The sequence below is a fragment of the Vibrio sp. B1FIG11 genome (assembly GCF_905175335.1).
GTDB lineage: Bacteria > Pseudomonadota > Gammaproteobacteria > Enterobacterales > Vibrionaceae > Vibrio > Vibrio campbellii.
Genome location: NZ_HG992752.1, coordinates 855821 through 878249, shown reverse-complemented (window position 1 = coordinate 878249; position 22429 = coordinate 855821). Strand labels below are relative to the sequence as shown.

Here is a 22429-nt window from a genome sequence, read left to right as displayed (position 1 = left end):
GATACAACCAAATTCATAAATAAGCTTTCAAAAATAGGTCGATATCATGAAAAAATTAGCGCTTGTAGCGGCAGTGGGTTTGGCATTATCTGGTTGTGGCGGTTCTGGAGACGGTGGTAGTTCTTCACCTCAACCGGCGGCAAAACCAAGCTCGGCAATTGGTACGGTTGAATCAGTCAACGAAGCGAAAAGCACCATTACAGTAAACGGCTATACCTATCATGTTTCTGAAGTCATGTATGGTTCAAAAGAAACGAATCTAGGTGCTGTTCAGCGAAACATGATGGTTCAAGTTGGTTCTGGAACAGAGAAATCGGCAGAGGAACCAGTAGTCGTTACGCTAGAGCCAACCATGACTGGTACAGTGACGGCAATTGATCATGTAAACAAAAGCTTCACTGTTAACGGTGTCGAACTTCATTTTGAAGATTTGAGTAATGAAATCGACCAAGGCGATTGGGTTATGGTGTCCTCACTGCCAACCGCTGATGCTGGCTACAAAGTGCTATCCGTTGTGAAGTTTGACTTCGACTACAACGGTCCTGATGAAATCGAAGGCCGTATCTCAAGCATTGATGCAAATAACAGCACCTTCAAACTGGGTGCGAACACAACCGTTTCTTACGACCGTGTTGATGGCCTAGAAGTTGGTCAATGGGTTGAAGCTGAAGGCTCAATGCAAGGCGACCTATTTGTGGCAACCGAAGTAGAAGTTGAAAACTATGACAGCCTTGTTGGCGATAATGATGTGGAAGGCATCGTGACATGGGTTGCGAACGATTACAGCCAATTCTCATTAAACTACCGTGGTAACTTCGCTGTCGACAGCGCAACACGCTTTGAAGATGGTACCAAAGCCGATCTTAAACAAGGCCAAGAAGTTGAAGTGACATCAGTAATGAAAAATGGTGTTCGCACAGCGACAAACGTTGAAATCGACGGCCCTGATTTCGATGGCGACCACGACAGCAACTGGCAAGGTAAAGAGTTTGAATGTGAAGGTGTGGTATCCAACTACGATGTCAACACTGAGACTTTCCAAGTAACGCGTTGTGAGAATGACGCTGACCAAACTATGTCGAACAACACGGTTGTGATTGACGCTCAAACTCGTTTCGAAGGTTTAAGTCAACACAACCTAAATGGTTCTCGAGTTGAAGTGGAAGGTGTGATCATCAACAACCAAAACATCGCGCGTGAAGTGGAAGCAGAAGGCCACGACGACTAACGCAATGTAAATACACGCAAATATTTAAGAAGCATCACAGTTTGGTGCTTCTTTTCCTTCCGTATCGACTTTTCTTCTATCCTCTTTAAAACAGATACGTATGACCAAATGAGGGATTAATAATGCGTAAAATAACACTACCTCTAATTATGCTTTTCGGTGCTTGTGTTTCAGCAAGCAGTTTCGCTGCGACAAATGCTCAGGATGCACCAGAGCGACTAGAGTCTTTCGAGTGTACAGGCCTTGTAAACAGTTACGACGCAAACTCCCGAACTTTCGTACTGGATTGCCAAAACGAACACGGACCAGACTTCCAAACCAAAACTGTCGTGATTGATAGCAATACTCAAATTAACGGGGTGCAAGAAGCGAACCTAGACGGGGCAACCATCGAAGTTGATGGCGTGGTAATGAATGATCAAAATATCGCAAGAGAAATTGAGCTCGCTAACGACTAAACTTCCGAAAATACAACAGAAACTCTCAAGTGTCGCGTCGGCGGCACTTTTCTTTTCCTGCAAACTCACCACACTCAGTTACACTTAATTGATGTTTACATGAATACGGTAACTGCAATGAAAAAACGTAACCTTGCCCTTCTCCTTTTCTTGTTTGGTTCGACTGCGAGCTATGCGGGTGTCATGGATCCAGATTGTGATGCTGAAAAAGCCGCTAAGGCCACAGCGACTAAAGCAGTTGTTGGTGTTGGTGGTCGTTGTACGCCAAAAGAAGCGTTGAAAGACACCACCGTCGATGCAGGTAAAGAAGCCCTACCCGATGATGGACTGGCTGGCAAAGCGGTAGACGCAGCCATGCCAGAGCAAGAGAAGAAACCACTCAAAAACACAACCAAGAAAGTCATCACGGATTAACTTCTGATTGCTGTGAATAATAGATATATAACCAATAAAAAGAGCGTCCATCTGGACGCTCTTTTGTTTTCAGTTTAAAAGCTAACGTAATAACACTCTTCGATTCGTGTTTAGATCAATTAGCCAAAACCCATTCAACTCATAAGAACCGACCAATAACACGCTCTCGCTGTACCACCGGGCAACCGAAATCGAACCAAGTAGGCTCGGGCTTGCTTCACTGTCCGCAATAACAGCAGTCGACTTGGACACCAAGTCATAGCGATACAAACTGTCATTAGTGTAATTCTGATAAATAATTCCTGTGGCATCTTGATCCCAAGAGATGGAGCCCTCGATATTCAATGCAATGGCTTCTGACTCATTAAGGAAAGTGCGCACACCAGTCTCTATATCCACTGAGATAAAATACGTTCGGCCAAAATCACGGCGTTTCTGTGAGTCCACAACTAAACGATTATTCAACTCATCGACTAATAGCCCTGTGACACTGTAAAACTGAGCATTGGGGTCATTTGCAGATACGACCTCAACACCGCCATCCTGTAGGTCGTACTGCTTTATTTCGTCTCCATCGATGAAGTAAATGGCCTCACTTCCTGATAGTGCAATAAATTCAAATTCGAGCCCAATTTTAGGATCAACCAATACTTGCAGTTGTTCGGTAGCGGAATCAAAAACACTTAATGTTCCAGAATCATCCCCAATATACAGTTTCTCTAGACTCTCATCCCAAGCCAAAGAAAGCCCTTCGCCACCTAAGGTATAGAGCAAAGAGAGTTGACCCGTTTTAAGGTCGTAGGCATTTAATTTATAGCCATCAATAAACAGAACTCGCTCTCTCTGACGATCAACGATTAGGCTTGTAATCTCATCAATTTCCCATGGTTGACCAGAAAAACCCTTGATTTCGAGAGAATCAAAGGAGTCTGTAGCTTGATCGTACGATATTGGCCCAGAATAAAAACCAAGGTACATCTCTCCCGTATTTGGATTGATATCAAACCCTTGTAGCGACTCACGCTCAGCATGCAGGTCGGATGGCATTCGGAAATATTCTTTCAAACATCCAGCCTCAATATCCATTTCATAAACCACGCCGTGGTCTTGCTTCGACACCAAGTACCATTCAGAGTCTGCACGTGCATTGCCTTCTGATAGCTCTAAGCTGTCTAGCTGAACACACTGCTCACCCGCCGTCATTGGAACTTTGCGAATTTTACCTTGTTGATCTCCAGAGAGCGCTAACGAATAGAGACTAGTGTCGTCATTAAACCCAAGCCCCCTGTCCAGTAGATAAAGCTTATGTTCCGTGTCTGAGTATTTAACTGAATCAACACTTCTCAAAATTCCATCATCGCTCGCCAATATCGTATCTGCGATGAACACCATTTGTTTTGATGCGATATCAAAATCGTAGAACTCTTCATAATTCTGCCAAGAGTTTGGTCCCACCTGTTTAGCACCAACAAACACGATGAACACTGAAGCGCCATCCTGAGACATTGTCATTCTGGACAGCCTGATGTTGTCATTAGTTAAATTGTAAAGCAGTTGTGCTTCATTATTTTCCATATCGAGAAGATACAGCTCATTATCACCACTGTCTGGATTAACGACATGGCCAACAACAGTTTGCCCCGACACCACATAGGATTCTGGCGTTGCTGGTAAACCTTGGACAGACTGGGGTGTGAACTGCTCTGTTTGACCCGAGGTCAAGTTAAAACTCAATAAAGCATCACGACGGTAATCATTAACCAAAATTTGACCATCACTAAGATACGTAAGATCTTTGCTTCCGTGATGCAACGGCCCTTGATACTTAAAGGTTCGAATAAATGTGGAGGTTTGCGTTTCTGTTTCTACAGTAATCTCAAAGCGATTATTTTCTTCTGTTAGGCTCAGATTATCTTGCCAAGAACGAGGATCCGAGACCTCAAACTCTTGCCCATTAATCACCAAACTCTGAACATCCACTTCAGCATTCATCGAATATGGCATGTCGGCGTTTTCTGAAATCGCATCGACTGGTGGAAAGAACGTAATACCATCAATCAAGTCGACGCTCTCGCGTTCACTAAACACTAAAATTGCTGCGGGAGAGGAACTGTTTCCATCATCTGCCAGAACATCGATTCGATAAACATCGTCCGCGATCTGAGGTTTCTCTAAAATCAGTTTTTCATTTTCAAGCTTGCATGTAATACCTTCGTTACAACTCGATACCGAAAGTGAAATAGCATTCCCCTCTTTGTCGGAAACGTAAGGTGATAGGTCAACCTCCAAAGTACTGTTTAGTTGCATAGTTTGCGTCGGAATAGAGGTCCAAGTCGGGCTGTCGTTGACCTCTGTGACTTCTAAGTTGAAGGTATGCATTACTTTGGCACTGTTTGAGTCCGTGACGGAGACTGTTACCGCGTTTTCAGGGCTCGAATATTCGCGGTTTGGAATCAAATATAACATCTCCCAAATGAGCAAACATTCTACATTACTAGGGCATGACTCAACGTTGTAAAGCATTTCATCACCGTCGATATCATAAGAAAAGCTCCAAAGATTGAGCGAGAAAATTGAATCCTCTTCAGTAGACTGATCAGGTATCATTAGCGATGGAAGGTCATTTTTCGGCAAAACAACAACATTCACCTCTTCTGACTGAGAAAACCCAAATGTATCTTTTGTCGCCACTAGAATTGAATTATCTGCACCGTTATAGTTCTCACTAGGGGTTAGGCTGAGAACGCTCCCTTCAAGCTGACAGGTTAGGTTTGAGGCACATTCATTCAAGTAGAACTCAACTGGTATGTCTTCAACAGAATGGTACCAATCTGCTAGGTCAATTGATTTACTGGTATCCTCATTGATTGAGATTTCCTGAGCATTGAAGCTTGGCATGTCATATATCGAGTTTATATCGACATTGAACGTGACATTACTTGAGGCGCCATCATCATCACTAACGCCTATTGATACAGAGTTAATTGAACCAAAATAGTTTTCTTTAGGAGTCACGGTTAAGCGCTGAGCATCGATCGCACATTGCATATTTTCCGCACACGATTCAACAGTGAATGAAAAGCTATGACTATCGACATCTTGTACGAAAGGCAGGAGTTCAATCGTTACCCTATCATCTTCATTAAGAACAATATCGCTTAACTCCAATGAAGGGGCGTCATTAACTGCTTCCACCGATACTGTGAACTGACCTTGTTTTTGATTCCCTTTACCATCCTTCGCCGTTATCGCGATTGAATTATCGGGGCCAAAATAGTTAAGAGTGGGTGTCACCAATAAAACGTCATCTTTAATTGAACACGTCAAATAGTCAGAACACTGCTGGCTCACTTCGATGGTCAATGCATCTTGTTCTGGGTCACTCACGTAGTCAGTAAGCTTGATGGATAAAGGGGTGTCTTCCAGAGTTGAAAAACGGCCAGATAGGATTTCTGGTGATGAATTGGTATTTGTGTTCGTGTCGTTGCCTGTGCTTCCAGAATCTGTTTCGCTTCCTGCGTCAGTTCCTGAATCAGAGCCACCACATCCACTTAGCAGCAACAACATAGCTGCTGATAGCAGTGTATATCTCATGAAAGTATCCTTACTAAACTCGCCTAAATCTGCAATTCTTTTCTGTAGACTCCGCTACCTGTGCTTCAGATAACCCAACGGTTCTGAATATAAGCGCATAGGATACCAATAACAAAAGCAAATAAATTAATTATATTTCTATAACTTAGAGTTATTTCTCATAAAAAAGAGCGTCCACCTGGACGCTCTTTTGTTTTTTATTCACGATGCTTAAGCCGCTTCGGCTTGGCCAATCCAGTGGTAATGGTGGTTGGCTTTCTTACCGACTAAACCCAGTTCGGATAGCTCTTCGAATACTTTATCAACTTCTTCTGCCGAGAGTCTGAACTGATTGGCTACTGCCTTTTTAGTGCAAGTGATTTGGTGACCTTTTAACGCATCACTCACCTGCTCTAATAATGTTTTGGGCTCTTCTGGCTCAAGCTCTTGTTGCACTTCCGGCTCAGCTTCCTCTTTGATATGAGGCAGGTATCCTGCTGGCTCTGGCTCTATATCTCGAACGTTTGCGAGCGTAATACCATCGTTACGACGGAAGAAATGACGGAAGCGGTTCTCTTCACCAATCAAACCCACAAAGAAAGCAGCAAAGAAATCCAACAAGATAGATAAGAACACCACCAAGCCCAACTGCGCTTGGGAAGATGTCGTTCCAAATGCTTTCGCTAAGCTGTCGATCAAACCAATCACGGAACCTTGCGCCACTGGCGGTAAGCTATCTCGCTCTGTTGCCAAGCGTTGCTGCTCTTCACGTAGTTTCTTGTTCTGCTCTTGAATGCGCGTTACGCCAGTCGCGATGCGCTCCATCTCAATGTACTTTTGCGCCGCCATGTTGTTTAGTTCAATCTGCTTATCGATGGACGCAATCTGGCGGTTATACGCTTCGACTTTCGCTTGTTCTACCGAGATATGGCTTTGAGCACTGTTGGTTGCACTGTTGATGCCACCGATACTGCCGCCGATAGAAATAGCAGCCAACACCAAATAGAACACTAACGCCGTGAGGGCCCCGGTGTAGTTTCTGTGTGCACGACGCTCACCGTATTCATACCAAGCGTAAAACTTGCCCGCTTCAAAGATGATTGCCAGACCGCCAAATAGCGCCTGCATCATTGGGTTTTCGTCAATCGACAAAAACAGTAAAAGAGAAAAAATAGTCGATGCTAAAATCGCAGCTCCAGTGAACGCGTACACGCTCACCATAGCAAATCGACCTTTAGGATATCGATATCCGATCTGTTGTTCGTATTTCATTGGAGAAATTTCTTAAGATTCCGCAGCCCTTATATGACGGGCGCTTCAAGCAACTACAAAGGTGCGGAGAATACCGTATCCTTTATTAAATTACTGTCATAATTCCGTTAATGGAAAACAAGTGAGGAATAGATAATCAGTTTGAATTGAATCAGTGCGATTCTAGCACGCAAAATCACCAGCTCAATTTGCGACATTCAGCGCACCAATAGGTTTGAAAGCTTTCCGAACGATAAATCTTTGCGATATGTGTTCTCAGAATAAAAAACCGCAAAACAAATAAAACACACTCACATCACCTTTTTATAAACTCACGATTACAATTTGATGTTCGTTTGTTACTATCCTGCGCCGAAACATAGTCTTACAGCCAATTAGCGTACCTCCGCTTCATAATAAAAAGTCGTATGGACACACTCAGAACACAGCATGGAAAGAAAGCGATAAGCGCAGTCATGATCATCATCGCTGTGCTGTTTCAGCTGTACCTAACGTCTACTGCGGCACTGAACCCTACGCAAATCCACAGCGAAAATTGGCTAAACCAAGTTCAAGATGAAAAGGTGTTGCTGTGTACCGCTGATGGCTTTAAATGGGTGGATATTAACCAACTGATTGAAGCCAACGCACTGCCCAATTCTGAATTTGTTCAAGATCTTAATCTGCACGATGGGTTTCAGTTTGAATGTCCATTATTGCAAGCGGCGCAATTCTTTATCGCTATCGCGTTCGGTCTGTATCTGACCACGCTCTCTTGGTTACGACGCACCAAGCACGTTTTCACACCCTACCATTTCGCAGCTTGCGGAAGAAAAGTTTACAAGTACGTAGCGCCCAAGCAGTCTCCGCCGTGTGTTTTCCACGCCTAAATACTCAACGAAGTAGTCGGTAAATAAACATAACGTATTAATCCTATCGAATAGTCGATAGAGAACAGCCAGAATAAAAAAGGAAAACACAAATGATCAAAGTGATGAAAACCACAGCCATCGCCCTTATCGCTTTTATGCTAAGCCCACTCAGCCTTGCTCACGAATACGAAGCAGGCAAGATTCACATCGATCATCCTTGGAGCCGTGAAGCGCCACCAAATGCCCCTGTGATTGGCGGTTTCTTTCAGTTAAGCAACCTAGGTGACGCTGATGACGCGCTGATTGCGGCTTCAACACCGATTGCTGACCGTGTGGAGATTCATACTCACACGAAAGAAGACGGCATGATGAAGATGATTAAGATTGATGAAGTCGTGGTTGACCCTCAGCAGAAAGTCGAATTCAAGCCAGGCGGCTTCCATCTCATGATCTTCAACCCAACCCAAACGCTTAAAGAAGGCGACCGTTTCCCTGTGACTTTGACGTTCAAAAAAGCAGGTAAAGTCGAGGTAGAAATGGCGGTTGAGAAGAAAGACCACATGGAGAAGCATACGCACCATCATTAATCGCTTAAACGAAAAGAGCCCGCTACTTCAGCGGGCTCTTTTTCTTTTGGTAATTAAGACTTTAATTATGTGTACTTGAGAGGTTCCCTACTCGCTCGTTCCTCGCTCTAGGGAATGACCCTATTTAATCTTCTGCCAAAGTTTGAGTAGCTTAGTTCTCGGCACATTAGCCAAACTCCACCCTCGTCATTCCGACGAGCCTAGGCGAGATCAGGAATCTAATAACAGCTTACTTAAAGCAAACCTCTGCCCAGCGCGCCAGACCTGCGGTGACCGAACCAAAGTAGTTGCCACTCACCACCGGAATGTTTGGCAGCACGGTCTGCACAGCATCACGCAAAATCGGTGAACGTGCCGAACCACCCGTCATAAAGATCGCATCCGGTTTCACACCTGCTTGCTCTACCGCTTCAGTAACCAAAGCTGTCATCTTATTCTTCGGTGATTCAATCGCTTCAATCATCTCGTCGCGTTGAACATCGACTTCAATCAACTCAGACAACAAGTTAATGCCCGCACGGTAAGACGCTTGGTCAGACAACGCGACTTTGGCCTCTTCTGCGCGACGCACGATGTTGTAGCCCAGCGACTCATGGTAAACCTCTAGCAAACGAGCCAGCTTCTCAGGCTCTTGCGCTTGCTTGTGCAGCAGTTTCAACGCCGCTAAGTTCTCACGTGAGTAGAAATCGTTTTGCGCTTCCACATTGTTGATCGCGATTGGGTTCCAGAACTGTGTGGTTGGCATCATGATGCCCGATTCCATCTTGCTCTCCATACCGAATGGGAACATCAGTTGTTTAAACGCCAACGCGATATCTAAGTCGTTACCACCAATTCGTTGACCACTGTGCGCCAACAGACTTGCGGTACGATCGGCTTTACCTCGCCAAGATGGTCCCATCTGAATCAAAGAACAGTCTGTCGTACCACCACCGATATCGACCACCAGAATGGTTTTATCTTCGGTTAGCGTTGCTTCGTATTCCAGGCCTGCGGCTACCGGTTCAAATTGGAATTCGATATTCTGAAAACCAGCGCGTTTTGCTGCTCTTAAAAGAATGCCTTCCGCTTGAATGTTCGCCGTCTCACCGCCACGACCGTGGAAGTTGATCGGACGACCAATCACCGCATCAGTAATGATTTGTTGTGCGCTGTTCTCTGCTTGCGCTTTGATGTTGTCCATCATGGCGCAAACCAGATCTTCAAAGAAACTCAACTGGACATCACGCAGACCAGAAGCACCGAGGAAAGACTTTGGTGATTTCACATAGTAGATATCGCGAGGATCTTCCAAGTAGCGATTCAATGCCGCTTGACCAAACGCCATGTCTTCTGGCTCAAGTTCAATGCTTTCTTCACGATTAAGGTTGATAGCACGACGCAAAACCTGCTCACCAAGCTGATCGAATGGTTTGATGCTGCGATGACGGAACAAGTGTTCAGACACCGACTCACGCGTTGGTGCAGCAAGGGTGGAAGGAATGTAAGGGCTATTCCCTTCAAGGTTTAAAAGTTGCGGCTCACCTTGTTCCATTTTCGCCACCGAACAGTTCGCGGTGCCGTAGTCAAAGCCAATATACATAAGTCCTCCCACTGACGAAAAAAAGGCCGGCGATCCTACCTCAACCTCAGTGGAATTACTACCGCAACTCAATGAAATAAGTGGCGCTTACTCTTTTTCAGCTGGTTCTTTCTTCACCGATGGCAACACAACCGCAAGCAACAAAGCCAGCAGCAGAAATACCGGAGTGAGCGTAAGCCCATGCCAAATGGAGTATCCGTCGTGGAACAGCCAGAAAATACCAACAGTCAGCAAGTACGCGAAGTAACTGCAGAACACCAAACTGATCGCGACAAAGCGAGTACGATTGATGATCAAGATTCGCACCAAATACTGACTCATGACCCCGGCGCAATGTACCGCCAATTGCCAATTAATGATGAAACACGCCAGTGCCACAAACCCAGATACGACCAAGGCATCATGAGTATTGAGGATAAAATAGCTGCCAAAGCGGCTGATAATGATGGAATAGTCCCCTTCGTACACGATCGACCAAGAAATGGCGTTTGCTGCAGCCACAAAGTTGGCAAAATAGGCGATGGCATAAAAGGTGGTTTGAGAACTGAACGGCTGAAAGACTTCGGAACAATAGCCCTGCCATTCTTTTTGATTCGACGTGGGTCCGACCCAGTTACGTTTTTTGTTTGGCACCCGCTCGGCAAATGCAGGGCCATTGCGAAACAACAGCCAAAAGATATACAGCGCAAGTGCAATTAAGAGTATTGTAAGCATACCCTTTCCCCTCCAGAAATGTCCTTTTCCACTGCCATTGGCGTTGGGGTCGTAAACTGCACTTCCCTGTTTTTGTGCTTAATCTTGTTTTAATGCATTGTTAAACATCACAAATGTACTCACAACGGCAGTGACTACTTTATCACTACCGTTATTAAGGTTTAGCACACGATGGACGGAATTGCTGAATCTAGATAGGCCACAGGAGGGAAAGAAGTGGCCTGTACGAATGATTTATACTTCGAGCTTTTCTTCAAACACACCAAGTTCACGCCCCAACCAAATCGCACGCTCGGTATGATCACGTAACTCATTGTCGCTGACTGGATGAATTAGGACTGAAAAGCCACCTCTAATGGTATCAAGCCAAGCAAGAAACTCATCACTGACCGATTCAATATGCAGTTCAAACATTGGCATCTTGTGCGGGCCGACTAATTTGCACACTAACGGAGATACTCGCAAAACATCTTGGCGCTCCTGACGAATGATCTCATTGAGCGCTTGAGCTTTATCTTGTTGTTGAAGCGGAAAGTAAACATGAACGTGGTACATAACTTCTCCATGTGTATCACAGGCTTTAATTTTTTCGTCACACTACCTTCATTCTATGACATTGGGAAGTCACAAGTGTCGTTCGATCGTCAAAGCGTGACAACGAGATTAACGTGTTACGACATTATCGTCTCAAACTGCTGATAAATCGTGCAATGTGTGAAATTTCACAAAACAATTTTATTACAAATTTCGTGTCAAGCTCAGTGAATCCCTTCAACTTTGAAATCGTACAATTCTTAAAATCAGTATTTTATCCTAGAAAAGCACGGTGTAAGCGAAATTTTACTGATGAAGAAAACTCAAATTAAAGCACAATTTAACAATTTGTTTACACTTACTATATCTGGTTATACCAAGATTCATCACTGGATTAGGCGGTGTAAACAGCAGTATTAAACGACGCCTTGTGTTTTACCGGAACACAGTTTTGCTAGAGAGACGGAAAAGAGGTGCGTCGATAACTAACAAAAACAACTGCAATCCTAGGTATGGCCTTTTGCGCTGATATCAAAGACTGAGTACCCATACAGACTTTGATTTAACAATAAGCAGCTGCAGTCCAAAAGACCCGCAGCTTCAAAAGGAGCTTGAGATGAACGTTCAGGCATTACCCATGCATCGGTTTATCGACCATGATGGGAACCTCGTCAGCCAACTACCCAACTGGGCTGACCTAGAAGTACTGGTCGGTTTTTACCAAGACATGGTATTAACTCGCACCTACGATAACAAAGCCGTTGCCCTGCAACGCACCGGTAAATTAGGCACCTACCCTTCGCACCTCGGCTCGGAAGCCATTGGGATTGCGGTTGGCAGAGCACTAAAAGCCAGTGATGTCTTTGTTCCTTACTATCGCGACATGCCAGCGATGTGGTGTCGTGGTATTGGTATGGAAAAGAACCTGCAATACTGGGGGGGCGATGAACGCGGTAGCGACTTCGCACCAGAAGGCAGCCCATTCCCTAGCCGAGATTTACCTTTCTGTGTTCCTATCGCCACCCAATGTACTCATGCGGTCGGCGTTGCATCTGCACTGAAGATCCAAGGCAATCATGAGGCAGCTTTAGTGATGTGCGGTGACGGCGCAACATCTAAAGGTGACTTCCTCGAATCCGTCAACTGTGCGGGCGCTTGGAACATTCCATTGGTCTTTATCGTGAACAACAACCAGTGGGCAATCTCCGTGCCGCGCACCTTACAATGCGCCGCGGAGTTTTTATCTGAAAAAGCCAAAGGTGCAGGTATTCCTGGCATTACTGTGGATGGTAATGACGTCGTTGCGGTGTTTGACGCAACAATGACTGCCCTCGACCGAGCCAGGAAAGGCAAGGGCGCGACGTTAATAGAAGCCGTCAGTTACCGCTTGAGCGACCACACCACTGCCGACGACGCTACCCGTTATCGTAATGAGGATGAAGTTCAAACGGCTTGGCAATATGAGCCCGTCCGTCGCCTTAAAGCCTTTCTCACCAATCAAGGCGTTTGGAGTAACGAGAAAGAGCAAGAGTGGCAAGCCCACTGCAAAGAACAAGTTGAACTCGCCGTTGAACGTTATCTCAATATGCCGAATCAAGCGCCTGAAACGGGCTTTGACTTCCTTTATGAATCCCTACCCCAAGAGCTTCATGCACAAAGAGATGAACTGATCAACAAAGCAATGCGAATGCAGGGAGGGAAACATGGCTGAACTGACGTTAGTTGAAGCAGTGAACCTCGCACTGCACCATGAAATGGAACACGATCCGAATGTCATCGTCCTTGGCGAAGATGTGGGTGACAACGGCGGTGTATTCCGCGCCACTGTCGGGCTCAAACAAAAGTACGGCCTTAAGCGCGTTATCGACACGCCATTGGCCGAAGCACTTATTGGCGGTGTCACTGTCGGGATGGCAACGCAAGGCTTAAGACCTGTCGCAGAGTTTCAATTCCAAGGCTTTGTCTTCCCTGCGCTGGAGCATTTAATGTGTCACGCAGCGCGAATGCGTAACCGTACTCGTGGTCGACTCACCTGCCCTGCCGTATTCCGCGCGCCCTTTGGTGGCGGTATTCACGCGCCAGAACATCACTCTGAAAGTGTTGAAGCTCTGTTTGCTCATACAGCGGGTTTTAAGGTTGTGATTCCTTCATCACCGCAACGTGCTTACGGTTTGCTCCTTGCAGCCATACGTAGCAACGATCCGGTGATGTTCTTCGAGCCGAAACGTATCTATCGCACTGTGAAATCAGAAGTGATTGATAACGGCGAGGCTCTTCCTCTAGATACTTGCTTTACCCTTCGCAAAGGTCGCGACGTCACATTAGTGACTTGGGGCGCATGCGTGGTCGAATCACTGCAAGCGGCTCAAACGCTGTCTAATCAGGGTATCGAAGTTGAGGTGATTGATTTAGCCAGCATCAAACCCATTGATACCGCGACCATCTTCCGTTCACTTGAGAAAACCGGACGCCTCTTGGTGGTACACGAAGCCAGTAAAACCTGTGGTGTCGGCTCAGAACTGCTAGCCAGAACCGCAGAACATGCGATGTGCCTACTCAAAGCGCCACCAAAACGCGTCACAGGTATGGATACCATTATGCCGTACTACCGCAACGAAGATTATTACATGGTTCAGGAAGAAGACATTGTACTCGCCGCGCGCGAACTCGTGGAGGATTGGAAATGAAGACGTTTAATTTACCCGACCTCGGCGAAGGTCTCGCTGAGTCAGAAATTGTGAAATGGCACATTAGTGTTGGCGATATGGTCCAACTCGATCAAATAGTGCTTACCGTAGAAACCGCAAAAGCAACCGTGGATGTCCCTGCTCCTTATGGTGGTCGGATCGTCAGTCGCCACGGTGAAGAAGGTGATGTGATTAACATCGGTGCTCTACTTCTGGAAATCGATGAAACTGGAGCAGAACAAGCAGCTACAGAACAAAAGCAAACGGCTGATGCTGCAACCGTGGTGGGTAATGTCTCCCAGCACGCACATAGCGTGAATGTCGATGACTTTTGGATTGGCGGTGAACATAACCCCTCTCCCGATAATCTCATCAGCGCTCTCCCTTCGGCGCGTTTATTAGCGAATAAACTAGGAGTCGATTTAGCGTTGGTGAAAGGTAGCGGCCCCGACGGTTTGATCCTTGATTCAGATATCTATGACGAAGCTGGCAAACAGCGCCCTGGAACAGAAGTACTGAAAGGTGCACGTCGAACCATGGTGTCAACAATGGCGGAATCTCACCATAATGTCGCAGCAGTAACCATTACTGAGGAAGCTGTCTTAGATGGTTGGAAGCAAGGCGAAGACATCAGTATTCGTCTCGTCCAAGCGATTGTGCATGCTTGTCAGGAAGAACCCGCCATGAATGCATGGTTTGATGCGGAAACCATGACGCGTTGTGTCCACAGCACGGTGAACATCGGTATTGCGGTCGACAGCCGACACGGTTTGTACGTGCCTGTTCTTCGACACGCTGATGAGTATGAACCGCAAGAGGTGCGCCGTTGGTTAGATCAAACCGTACAAGGTATACGCGAACGTAAGATTGGTCGTGATCAGTTACAACATGCGACCATCACGCTTTCAAACTTTGGCGCGATTGCAGGTATTTACGCAACGCCTGTTGTGACTCCTCCGCAAGTTGCGATTGTCGGTGCGGGTCGAATCATTGAGAAGGTCGTAATTCGAGACGGACAAGCTGTAGCAGTGAAAGCCATGCCGCTGTCGATCACGTTTGACCACCGAGCATGTACTGGTGGTGAAGCAGCAAGGTTCACAAAAGTACTGGCAGAGCACTTGAGAAAACCGAGTGTTTAAGCAGCTTTCTCCATAATTAGCGAAGGGCTTCCAATCGGAAGCCCTTTTGTTTTGAGCGTGAATTTGAAAAAGAGATTCCCTACTCGCTCATTCTTCGCTCTAGGGAATGACGTTGTTTGGACTGCACTCAAAAAGAAGCTACGTAACAATCTAATACTTAAAAGGAAATTCTAGCGCGTCATTCCAGCAAGCCTAGGCGCGACTACGAATCTAATGACAACGAAAGCTGAAGCACCTTTATAGCAATAAACTAACAGCGCACTTTGACAATAGATTCTGAATCACGCTCGTTCCTCGCTGTTCAGAATGACGACTTAAAGTAGCAAGCAAGAAGGAGTTCACCTGCCCGTTTATTCTTCATTCTAAGGAATGACGCAGTTTGGTTTTCACTCAGCAAAAGCGCACTAATGACATGATTACCAATAAGAAACCCCAGCGTGTCATTCCAGCAAGCCTAAGCGCGACTAGGAATCTAATGGCAAAGCGCACTGCAGGGCTTTCATAGCAATGAACCCACAGCGCACTTTGATAGCAGATTCTGAATCACACTCGTTCCTCGCTGTTCAGAATGACGGCTTAAAGTAGTGAGTAAGGAAGAGATTCCCTGATCGCTCATTCTTCGTTCTGGCGAATGACGCTGTGTGGTGTTTACTCAAAAAGAAGCACCGTAACAATCTGATACTTAGAAGGAAACTCTAGCGCGTCATTCCAGCAAGCCTAAGCACGACTAGGAATCTAATGGCAACCAAAGCTGAAGCAACTTCATAAACATAAACCCACAGCGCACTTTGATAGCAGATTCTGAATCACACTCGTTCCTCGCTGTTCAGAATGACGACTTAAAGTAGCGAGCAAGAAGAGATTCCCTACTCGCTCATTCTTCGTTCTAGGGAATGACGCTGTTTGGTTTGCACTCTGCAAAAAGCGCCTCAAGAATCTGATTTTAATAAGGAAACTCTAGAGCGTCATTCCAGCAAGCCTAAGCGCGACTAGGAATCTAATGGCAAAGCGCACTGCAGGGCTTTCATAGCAATGAACCCGCAGTGCACTTTGATGAAAGGTTCCGAATTACGCTCGTTCCTCGCAACTCAGAATGACGACTTAAAGTAGCGAGCAAGAAGAGATTCCCTACTCGTTCACTCTTCACTCTTCACTCTTCACTCTTCACTCTAGGGAATTACGCTGTTTTGTCTGCACTCAACAAAAAACGCCGTAATAACCTGATTCCTCTTAGGAAACTCTAGCGCGTCATTCCAGCAAGCCTGAGCGCGACTAGGAATCTAAGAACAACGAACACCGAAGGGCTTTCGTAGCAATGAGCCCACAGCGCACTTTAATAGCAGATTCTGAATCACGCTCGTTCCTCGCTGTTCAGAATGACGACTTAAAGTAGCGAGTAAGGAAGAGAGCCCCTACTCTCTCATTCTTTGCTCTAGGGAATGACGCGATTTGGACTGTCCTCAACAAAAAACGCCGTAATAACCTGATTCCTCTTAGGAAACTCTAGCGCGTCATTCCAGCAAGCCTAAGCGCGACTAGGAATCTAATGACAAAGCGCACTGAAGGACTTTCATAGCAATGAACCCGCAGCGCACTTTGATAACAGATTCTGAATCACGCTCGTTCCTCGCTGTTCAAAATGACGACTTAAAGTAGCGAGCAAAAAAAAGACTCCCTACTCGCTCATTCTTCGCTCTAGGGAATGACGCTGTTTTGTTTGCACTCTGCAAAAATCGCCTCAAAAATCTGATTTTCATAAGGAAACTCTAGCGCGTCATTCCAGCAAGCCTAGGCGCGACTAGGAATCTAAGCTGAAGCACCTTTATAGCAATAAACTAACCGCGCACTTTGATAACAGATTCTGAATCACGCTCGTTCCTCGCTGTTCAGAATGACAACTTAAAGTAGTAAGCAAGAAAAAGATTCCCTACTCCCTCATTCTTCGCTCTAGGGAGTGACGCCCGAAAAATATCGAACTTACACCTTCTCCAGCAACTCCGGCATAATCTCAAACAGGTCGCCAACCAAACCATAGTCTGCGACTTGGAAAATTGGGGCTTCAGGATCACTGTTGATCGCCACAATCACCTTGGAGTCCTTCATCCCTGCCAAATGCTGAATTGCACCAGAGATACCCACAGCAATGTACAGCTGAGGCGCGACAATCTTACCTGTCTGCCCAACTTGCAAATCGTTAGACACAAAACCCGCATCTACCGCAGCGCGAGACGCACCAATAGCGCCACCAAGCTTGTCAGCAAGTTGTTCCACCAGCGCAAAGTTCTCTTTGCTGCCCAACCCACGACCGCCGGACACAACGACGTTCGCCGCCGGTAGCTCTGGTCTTTCACTTTCCGCTTTTTGCTGTGAAACAAACTCACAGTGTTCTGCCTTAATTACCGCTTCTAACGTGGCGACATTCTCAACTACTGGAGAATCAGACACAGCAATTGCGTCAAACGCAGAGCTTCGAATCGTCATCACTTTGGTAGCATCGTCCGAGCGAACTCTGGCTAACGCATTACCGGCATAGATTGGACGAACAACCGTATCAGGCGATTCAATCGCAATCACATCCGACAGCTGCCCAACATCCAGCAATGCAGCGACACGAGGCATTAGGTTTTTACCAAAAGTACTCGCAGGAGCTAGGATATGAGAAAAATCCTTACCAACGTCGGCAATTAATGTCGACAGGTTTTCTGCCAACGGATGCTGATATTCGGCAGCATCAATCGCGATGATCTGCGAAATACCTTGTACGCACTTCAACTCGTCCAGTACCGACATGCAATGATGGCCGATAAGCAACGCCGTTACAGGCAGAGTCGTACCACCTTGTTGAATATCAGAAGCCGCACTCAATGCGCGTAATGTGTCCACTGAAAGTGATTGGTTATCGTGTTCCACAATGACCAAGGTTGCTAACGGTTTGTTTTCCATGATTATGCCTCCTAAATCACTTTCGCTTCGTTTTTGAGCTTGTCGACTAACTCGCTCACACTGCCTACCATTTCGCCCGCTTTTCGTGCAGGCGGTGTCATGACTTCAAGTACCTGTTGAGAGCGTTCAACACTCACATCAAAGAAGTCTGGTGTCATCACAGACAAAGGCTTCTTCTTCGCTTTCATGATGTTTGGTAGAGAGGCATAACGCGGCTCATTCAGACGCAAATCTGTGCTGATAATGGCAGGCAAATCCAGTTTGAGCGTCTCCAAACCGCCATCGATTTCTCTCGTAACTAAAGCCGTTTCCCCTTCGACTTTCACTTCCGATGCAAATGTCCCTTGAGGACGATTCGTCAATGCAGCCAACATTTGCGCAACTTGGTTGTTATCTGTATCGATTGACTGCTTACCCAAAAGCACCAGTTGAGCCTGTTCTTGCTCCATCACGGATTTGAGCAACTTCGCTACCGCAAGAGGCTCTGGCGGTAGCTCAACATCGATTTGGATCGCACGGTCTGCACCCAGCGCCAGTGCTGAACGTAATTGCTCCTGACAGCTAGCATCTCCAATCGAGACCACTAGCACCTCTTCCGCAACGCAGGATTCTTTTAGGCGTACTGCCTCTTCCACCGCAATTTCACAGAACGGATTCATCGTCATTTTTACGTTGTTGGTTTCCACGCCGGAACCATCCGATTTCACCCTAACTTTCACATAAGGATCAACTACACGTTTAATCGCAACCAGTACTTTCACATTCCCTCCTAGCAGATCGCAATAGCGATACGCGTCCTAGCAATTGGGTCATACGTGACCAAGATTTTCATTAAAGCTAAGCATTTTCATTGTGTTGCTTGCAAAAGTCATTTAGTGACATTGTCACCGAAAAATCTTATCACGCCCTTTGACGTTACCATTTGAGCTTAGTTTAGTTTACGTTTACGTCAACTGGACTATAGTTCTTTATACGAGCACTGCTTGTTAAAAGAAGCACCTAAAACACAAAGAAAGGTTTCACACAAAGGAAGCAAGATGATGGAACGAGAATGCATGGAGTTTGATGTGGTGATTGTTGGCGCAGGACCTGCTGGGTTGAGTGCAGCCTGCAGATTAGCGCAACTCAATCAAGAGCGAGAGGATGAGCCGCTTTCTATTTGTGTGGTTGAAAAAGGTTCAGAAGTTGGCGCCCACATTTTATCTGGCGCGGTATTTGAGACTCATGCGTTGGATGAACTCTTTCCAGACTGGCAGAGCATGGGCGCGCCTCTCTCGGCATCCGTAAAAAACGACGCTTTCTTATACCTAACGACAGAACTTAACCACGTCCGCGTACCCCACTTTCTGACACCAAACCCAATGCTTAACGATGAAAACAACTACATTATCAGCTTGGCAAACTTGTGTCGTTGGTTAGCAGAGCAAGCGGAATCGCTCGGTGTCGAGGTCTATCCCGGCTTCGCGGCTTCCACCATAAACTACGACGAATCAGGTGCAGTAACCGGAGTAAACACCAGTGACATGGGTTTGGACAAGAAAGGAGAAGCCAAAACCAACTTTGAAGCGGGTATCGAGTTAAAAGCCAGATACACTGTATTCGCCGAGGGATGCCGAGGCCACCTTGGTAAAGAGCTCATCCAAAGATTCGGCTTAGATGATGATAAACAACCGCAACATTATGCGCTCGGGCTAAAAGAGATCTGGGAGTTACCTGCTGGCGCCAAAGATCAATCTGGCAGTGTGATCCATTCTGCAGGGTATCCACTGAGTGAATCCAACACCACAGGTGGCGGTTTTCTTTATCACATGGAAAACAATCAAATCGCCGTTGGGCTTATTGTCGACTTAAACTACAGCAACCCTTACTTGAGCCCATTTGACGAGTTTCAACGCTTTAAGCACCACCCTGCAATCGAAAAACACTTGAAAGGCGCTCAACGCATCGCTTACGGAGCAAGGGCTATTGCCAAGGGTGGACTTTCTTCTCTGCCGAAACAACAATTCCCCGGCGGTCTATTAATTGGTTGCGATGCAGGCACCTTGAACGTCGCCAAAATCAAAGGCAGTCACACTGCGATGAAATCTGGCTTGCTAGCGGCAGAAGCCATTATCGAAGCATTCGCACAAACAAATCCAGAACCGGATTACCAAAGCCGATTTGAAAGCTCATGGTTGTATGAAGAACTCAGCGAGACGCGTAACTTTGGTGCAAACATTCATAAGTTCGGCAGCCTACTCGGCGGTGCACTTTCCACCTTTGAGCACAATATCTGGCAACCACTAGTCAAGAAACCAATACCATGGACAATTACCGATACTTCGCTCGATCATGAACAATTAAAACCGATTGACGCATGCCAACCCATTGAATACGTGAAACCTGATGGCATCATCAGTTTCGACAAGCCCTCATCGGTGTTTTTGTCCGGAACACAGCACGAAGAAAACCAGCCATGCCATTTGCAACTCGCCTATCCTCATATTCCGATTCAAGTGCATTTGAAGAAGTTTGATGAGCCGAGCCAGCGCTACTGCCCTGCTGGTGTATATGAAGTAGTAGAAGTAGAGGGCGAGAAGTTATTCCAAATCAACGCCGCAAACTGTGTGCATTGCAAAACCTGTGACATCAAAGATCCGTCGCAGAACATCACTTGGAAGGCACCAGAAGGTGGCGGCGGACCGAGTTATCAGAACATGTAAACAATGAATGACTAGCGCAATGGCATAGCTGTTGCGCTAGCTTAATGTGTCGACCAGTCTAAGAGTCAAACTCCTTACTCAAAAATTCTTCAAGCGGCATAGGCTTAGCAAACAAGAACCCTTGTAGATAGCTTACGCCTCTCTCCTTTAAGTACTCCGCTTGAAATTCCGTTTCTACCCCTTCAGCGACCACATCCAACGACAAGTCATGAGACAAAGTAATCATATTCTGTAGTAAGTGTCCGGTTATCGTGTCGACGCCAATATCTCGGACAAACGTTTGATCAATCTTAAGATAATCTAAATCGACTTTACGCAAGTTGACCAAAGAAGAATGCCCTGTACCGAAATCATCGATTGCGATTTTACAGCCCATACTTTTTATCTGAGTGAATATTTCATCGGTTAAATCGCAGTAATTTAACGCCTCTCTCTCCGTGAGTTCTAAGACCAAGGTAACGTCTTTAGAATCAACAATATCAATGAACTCTTGGCAAGCACTAACAAGCGTCCCTTTTGAGCAATGTTGCGGTGATATATTCACACCGACATGAAAAGGTTTTGGTAGCTTGTCTTTCCAAAGGCGAATTTCTTTCGCAGTATGTATCATCAATTGATGTGTGATCGAGAGGATCAACCCTGAGCGTTCAGCTTTAGGAATGAAAAGATCCGGCCTTACCGTCCCTTGCACTGGGTGCTGCCAGCGCAAAAGGATTTCAATTCCCTGAATCTCTCTGTTTGCACTGTTCAAAATAGGCTGCGCGTAAGGGACAAACTCTTTGTTTTCCATCGCCCTCTCTATCTCTAGGTATAAGTTTGATGGACGTCTTGATAGCCACAGAAGGTAAAGCGCGAAGAGCGTCTGAATGATTAAGATAGCAACAATATATTGATTATCATGCTCCCAAAATGCAGAAATCATACTAGGGTAATCAAACCCCGAATACACACTGTAAGGAAAGTTAGCTGATGACACTTTATGCCAAGCGATCAGCTTGTCCGCTGGGTTAACTTTAAGCACAAGGTCTTTACTATCGAGCCACTGTTCACCTACAGCCAAGTATGAGTGCAACTTGTCGTGAGGCTCTAACAACTGCCTTAAGTACAGGCTGTCTATCCCACTTAATGCGGTATCCTCACCCGACTCAGACCGAACCACAATAAGAGGATGTTTGGCATCGACTTTACTGCCATGCATTAAGCGTAAACGCCCAGAGCTGTAATCTGCTAGATCGTACTGGTAATGGCTGTCTCCCCAGATCGAGGTACAGTAAATCACATTGTCTTTGGCTAGGTTGGCACTTCGTACATACGGCACTGTTGCAACCAAATGGCGCAAAGCCACACTGTGAGCCTCACAGCTATCGGGCTTCTCCAAAAGCATTAAGGATTGGTTATTAGCCTCTTCACCATACTCCAGAATCTCATCGACCTCTTGGACCACACTCGACGCTTTTAACTGAGATAATTCATCAAGAGACTGACCAAAGCTGAAATACAAAAACGCCAGCGCGAAAAGACTCGGAAGAAAGGAGAGCAAAACTAGATTCGTTGAATTTTTCTTATTGTTTGCAAACATGAAAGGCCTAGTTAATGGGATATATGTTTAGTTTGTAGCCTGCCTTCTCAGAAGTGATAGCAGTCAACAAACTTATTGGAGCGATTTAATGTATAGATATCAGTATATAACGTGACTTCTACATACCATGTGAGAATAGCTTTCTTTTTGCGCATTACATTCTCAA

17 protein-coding genes are annotated in these 22429 nt (G+C 45.9%); 9 read left to right on the top strand and 8 right to left on the bottom strand.

Annotated elements, in window-relative coordinates; all coding sequences use genetic code 11:
• Window positions 1–46: 46 nt before the first annotated feature.
• The 3 genes from KHO06_RS20795 to KHO06_RS20785 all read left to right on the top strand — a co-directional run bounded on the left by KHO06_RS20795 (window position 47) and on the right by KHO06_RS20785 (window position 2100).
• Window positions 47–1228 (top strand): DUF5666 domain-containing protein, encoded by a 1182-nt coding sequence (locus KHO06_RS20795; RefSeq protein ID WP_212583301.1) that lies wholly within the window; start codon window positions 47–49, stop codon window positions 1226–1228.
• A 122-nt stretch (window positions 1229–1350) separates the two neighbouring features.
• Entirely contained in the window at window positions 1351–1686 is a 336-nt protein-coding gene (locus KHO06_RS20790) for a hypothetical protein (RefSeq protein WP_212583300.1), read from the top strand.
• Window positions 1687–1803: 117 nt separating this feature from the next.
• Window positions 1804–2100, top strand: coding sequence for a hypothetical protein (locus KHO06_RS20785; protein WP_043883431.1), 297 nt, complete (start codon window positions 1804–1806; stop codon window positions 2098–2100).
• Window positions 2101–2181: 81 nt separating this feature from the next.
• On the opposite strand, the gene KHO06_RS20780 is transcribed toward KHO06_RS20785, so the two are convergent.
• A complete protein-coding gene (locus KHO06_RS20780) occupies window positions 2182–5694 on the bottom strand; it encodes a tandem-95 repeat protein (protein ID WP_212583299.1) in 3513 nt (1170 codons plus the stop codon).
• A gap of 210 nt (window positions 5695–5904) precedes the next feature.
• On the bottom strand, window positions 5905–6945 hold the full coding sequence (locus KHO06_RS20775; RefSeq protein WP_212583298.1) for a Preprotein translocase subunit SecY: 1041 nt from the start codon (window positions 6943–6945) through the stop codon (window positions 5905–5907).
• 407 nt (window positions 6946–7352) lie between these two features.
• On the opposite strand from KHO06_RS20775, the gene KHO06_RS20770 reads away from it, so the two are divergent.
• Complete coding sequence (locus tag KHO06_RS20770) at window positions 7353–7814, top strand: hypothetical protein (protein WP_182052366.1); 462 nt, start codon at window positions 7353–7355, stop codon at window positions 7812–7814.
• A 92-nt stretch (window positions 7815–7906) separates the two neighbouring features.
• Window positions 7907–8383, top strand: a complete 477-nt coding sequence (locus KHO06_RS20765; protein WP_212583297.1) for a copper chaperone PCu(A)C — start codon at window positions 7907–7909, stop codon at window positions 8381–8383.
• Between the two features lie 229 nt (window positions 8384–8612).
• Here the strand turns inward: KHO06_RS20765 and yegD are convergent, their stop codons facing one another.
• The 3 genes from yegD to KHO06_RS20750 all read right to left on the bottom strand — a co-directional run bounded on the left by yegD (window position 8613) and on the right by KHO06_RS20750 (window position 11234).
• Complete coding sequence (yegD, locus tag KHO06_RS20760) at window positions 8613–9965, bottom strand: molecular chaperone (RefSeq protein ID WP_212583296.1); 1353 nt, start codon at window positions 9963–9965, stop codon at window positions 8613–8615.
• 87 nt (window positions 9966–10052) lie between these two features.
• Entirely contained in the window at window positions 10053–10679 is a 627-nt protein-coding gene (locus KHO06_RS20755) for a hypothetical protein (RefSeq protein ID WP_212583295.1), read from the bottom strand.
• 234 nt (window positions 10680–10913) lie between these two features.
• Window positions 10914–11234, bottom strand: coding sequence for a DOPA 4,5-dioxygenase family protein (locus KHO06_RS20750; protein WP_005431478.1), 321 nt, complete (start codon window positions 11232–11234; stop codon window positions 10914–10916).
• Window positions 11235–11829: 595 nt separating this feature from the next.
• Between KHO06_RS20750 and pdhA the strand changes: the two genes are divergently transcribed.
• Genes pdhA through KHO06_RS20735 form a run of 3 tightly spaced genes read left to right on the top strand, consistent with a single transcriptional unit; the run spans window position 11830 to window position 15039 of the window.
• The gene (gene pdhA / locus KHO06_RS20745) at window positions 11830–12924 is read left to right on the top strand and encodes a pyruvate dehydrogenase (acetyl-transferring) E1 component subunit alpha (RefSeq protein ID WP_005431459.1); all 1095 of its coding nucleotides are present in this window, start codon (window positions 11830–11832) and stop codon (window positions 12922–12924) included.
• A complete protein-coding gene (locus KHO06_RS20740; RefSeq protein ID WP_005431463.1) occupies window positions 12917–13900 on the top strand; it encodes an alpha-ketoacid dehydrogenase subunit beta in 984 nt (327 codons plus the stop codon). The genes pdhA and KHO06_RS20740 overlap by 8 nt, the downstream gene beginning before the upstream one ends.
• Window positions 13897–15039, top strand: a complete 1143-nt coding sequence (locus KHO06_RS20735) for a dihydrolipoamide acetyltransferase family protein (protein WP_045374889.1) — start codon at window positions 13897–13899, stop codon at window positions 15037–15039. Before KHO06_RS20740 ends, KHO06_RS20735 begins: the two co-directional genes overlap by 4 nt.
• Before the next feature lie 1977 nt (window positions 15040–17016).
• Here KHO06_RS20735 and KHO06_RS20730 read toward each other — a convergent pair.
• Both KHO06_RS20730 and KHO06_RS20725 read right to left on the bottom strand, forming a co-directional pair.
• On the bottom strand, window positions 17017–17982 hold the full coding sequence (locus KHO06_RS20730) for an FAD-binding protein (protein WP_212583294.1): 966 nt from the start codon (window positions 17980–17982) through the stop codon (window positions 17017–17019).
• Between the two features lie 11 nt (window positions 17983–17993).
• Window positions 17994–18743 carry an electron transfer flavoprotein subunit beta/FixA family protein gene (locus tag KHO06_RS20725; protein WP_212583293.1) on the bottom strand — a complete coding sequence of 250 codons (750 nt, stop codon included), beginning with the start codon at window positions 18741–18743 and terminating at the stop codon, window positions 17994–17996.
• Window positions 18744–19022: 279 nt separating this feature from the next.
• On the opposite strand from KHO06_RS20725, the gene KHO06_RS20720 reads away from it, so the two are divergent.
• Window positions 19023–20684 (top strand): electron transfer flavoprotein-ubiquinone oxidoreductase, encoded by a 1662-nt coding sequence (locus KHO06_RS20720; RefSeq protein ID WP_212583411.1) that lies wholly within the window; start codon window positions 19023–19025, stop codon window positions 20682–20684.
• 58 nt (window positions 20685–20742) lie between these two features.
• On the opposite strand, the gene KHO06_RS20715 is transcribed toward KHO06_RS20720, so the two are convergent.
• The gene (locus KHO06_RS20715) at window positions 20743–22263 is read right to left on the bottom strand and encodes an EAL domain-containing protein (protein ID WP_212583292.1); all 1521 of its coding nucleotides are present in this window, start codon (window positions 22261–22263) and stop codon (window positions 20743–20745) included.
• Window positions 22264–22429: the final 166 nt, after the last annotated feature.

Bases quoted from the DNA above. Each gene is read 5' to 3' on its own strand.
- KHO06_RS20795 (WP_212583301.1), top strand. From the start codon at position 47: ATGAAAAAATTAGCGCTTGTAGCGGCAGTGGGTTTGGCATTATCTGGT.
- KHO06_RS20790 (WP_212583300.1), top strand. From the start codon at position 1,351: ATGCGTAAAATAACACTACCTCTAATTATGCTTTTCGGTGCTTGTGTT.
- KHO06_RS20785 (WP_043883431.1), top strand. From the start codon at position 1,804: ATGAAAAAACGTAACCTTGCCCTTCTCCTTTTCTTGTTTGGTTCGACT.
- KHO06_RS20780 (WP_212583299.1), bottom strand. From the start codon at position 5,694: ATGAGATATACACTGCTATCAGCAGCTATGTTGTTGCTGCTAAGTGGA.
- KHO06_RS20775 (WP_212583298.1), bottom strand. From the start codon at position 6,945: ATGAAATACGAACAACAGATCGGATATCGATATCCTAAAGGTCGATTT.
- KHO06_RS20770 (WP_182052366.1), top strand. From the start codon at position 7,353: ATGGACACACTCAGAACACAGCATGGAAAGAAAGCGATAAGCGCAGTC.
- KHO06_RS20765 (WP_212583297.1), top strand. From the start codon at position 7,907: ATGATCAAAGTGATGAAAACCACAGCCATCGCCCTTATCGCTTTTATG.
- yegD (WP_212583296.1), bottom strand. From the start codon at position 9,965: ATGTATATTGGCTTTGACTACGGCACCGCGAACTGTTCGGTGGCGAAA.
- KHO06_RS20755 (WP_212583295.1), bottom strand. From the start codon at position 10,679: ATGCTTACAATACTCTTAATTGCACTTGCGCTGTATATCTTTTGGCTG.
- KHO06_RS20750 (WP_005431478.1), bottom strand. From the start codon at position 11,234: ATGTACCACGTTCATGTTTACTTTCCGCTTCAACAACAAGATAAAGCT.
- pdhA (WP_005431459.1), top strand. From the start codon at position 11,830: ATGAACGTTCAGGCATTACCCATGCATCGGTTTATCGACCATGATGGG.
- KHO06_RS20740 (WP_005431463.1), top strand. From the start codon at position 12,917: ATGGCTGAACTGACGTTAGTTGAAGCAGTGAACCTCGCACTGCACCAT.
- KHO06_RS20735 (WP_045374889.1), top strand. From the start codon at position 13,897: ATGAAGACGTTTAATTTACCCGACCTCGGCGAAGGTCTCGCTGAGTCA.
- KHO06_RS20730 (WP_212583294.1), bottom strand. From the start codon at position 17,982: ATGGAAAACAAACCGTTAGCAACCTTGGTCATTGTGGAACACGATAAC.
- KHO06_RS20720 (WP_212583411.1), top strand. From the start codon at position 19,023: ATGGAACGAGAATGCATGGAGTTTGATGTGGTGATTGTTGGCGCAGGA.
- KHO06_RS20715 (WP_212583292.1), bottom strand. From the start codon at position 22,263: ATGTTTGCAAACAATAAGAAAAATTCAACGAATCTAGTTTTGCTCTCC.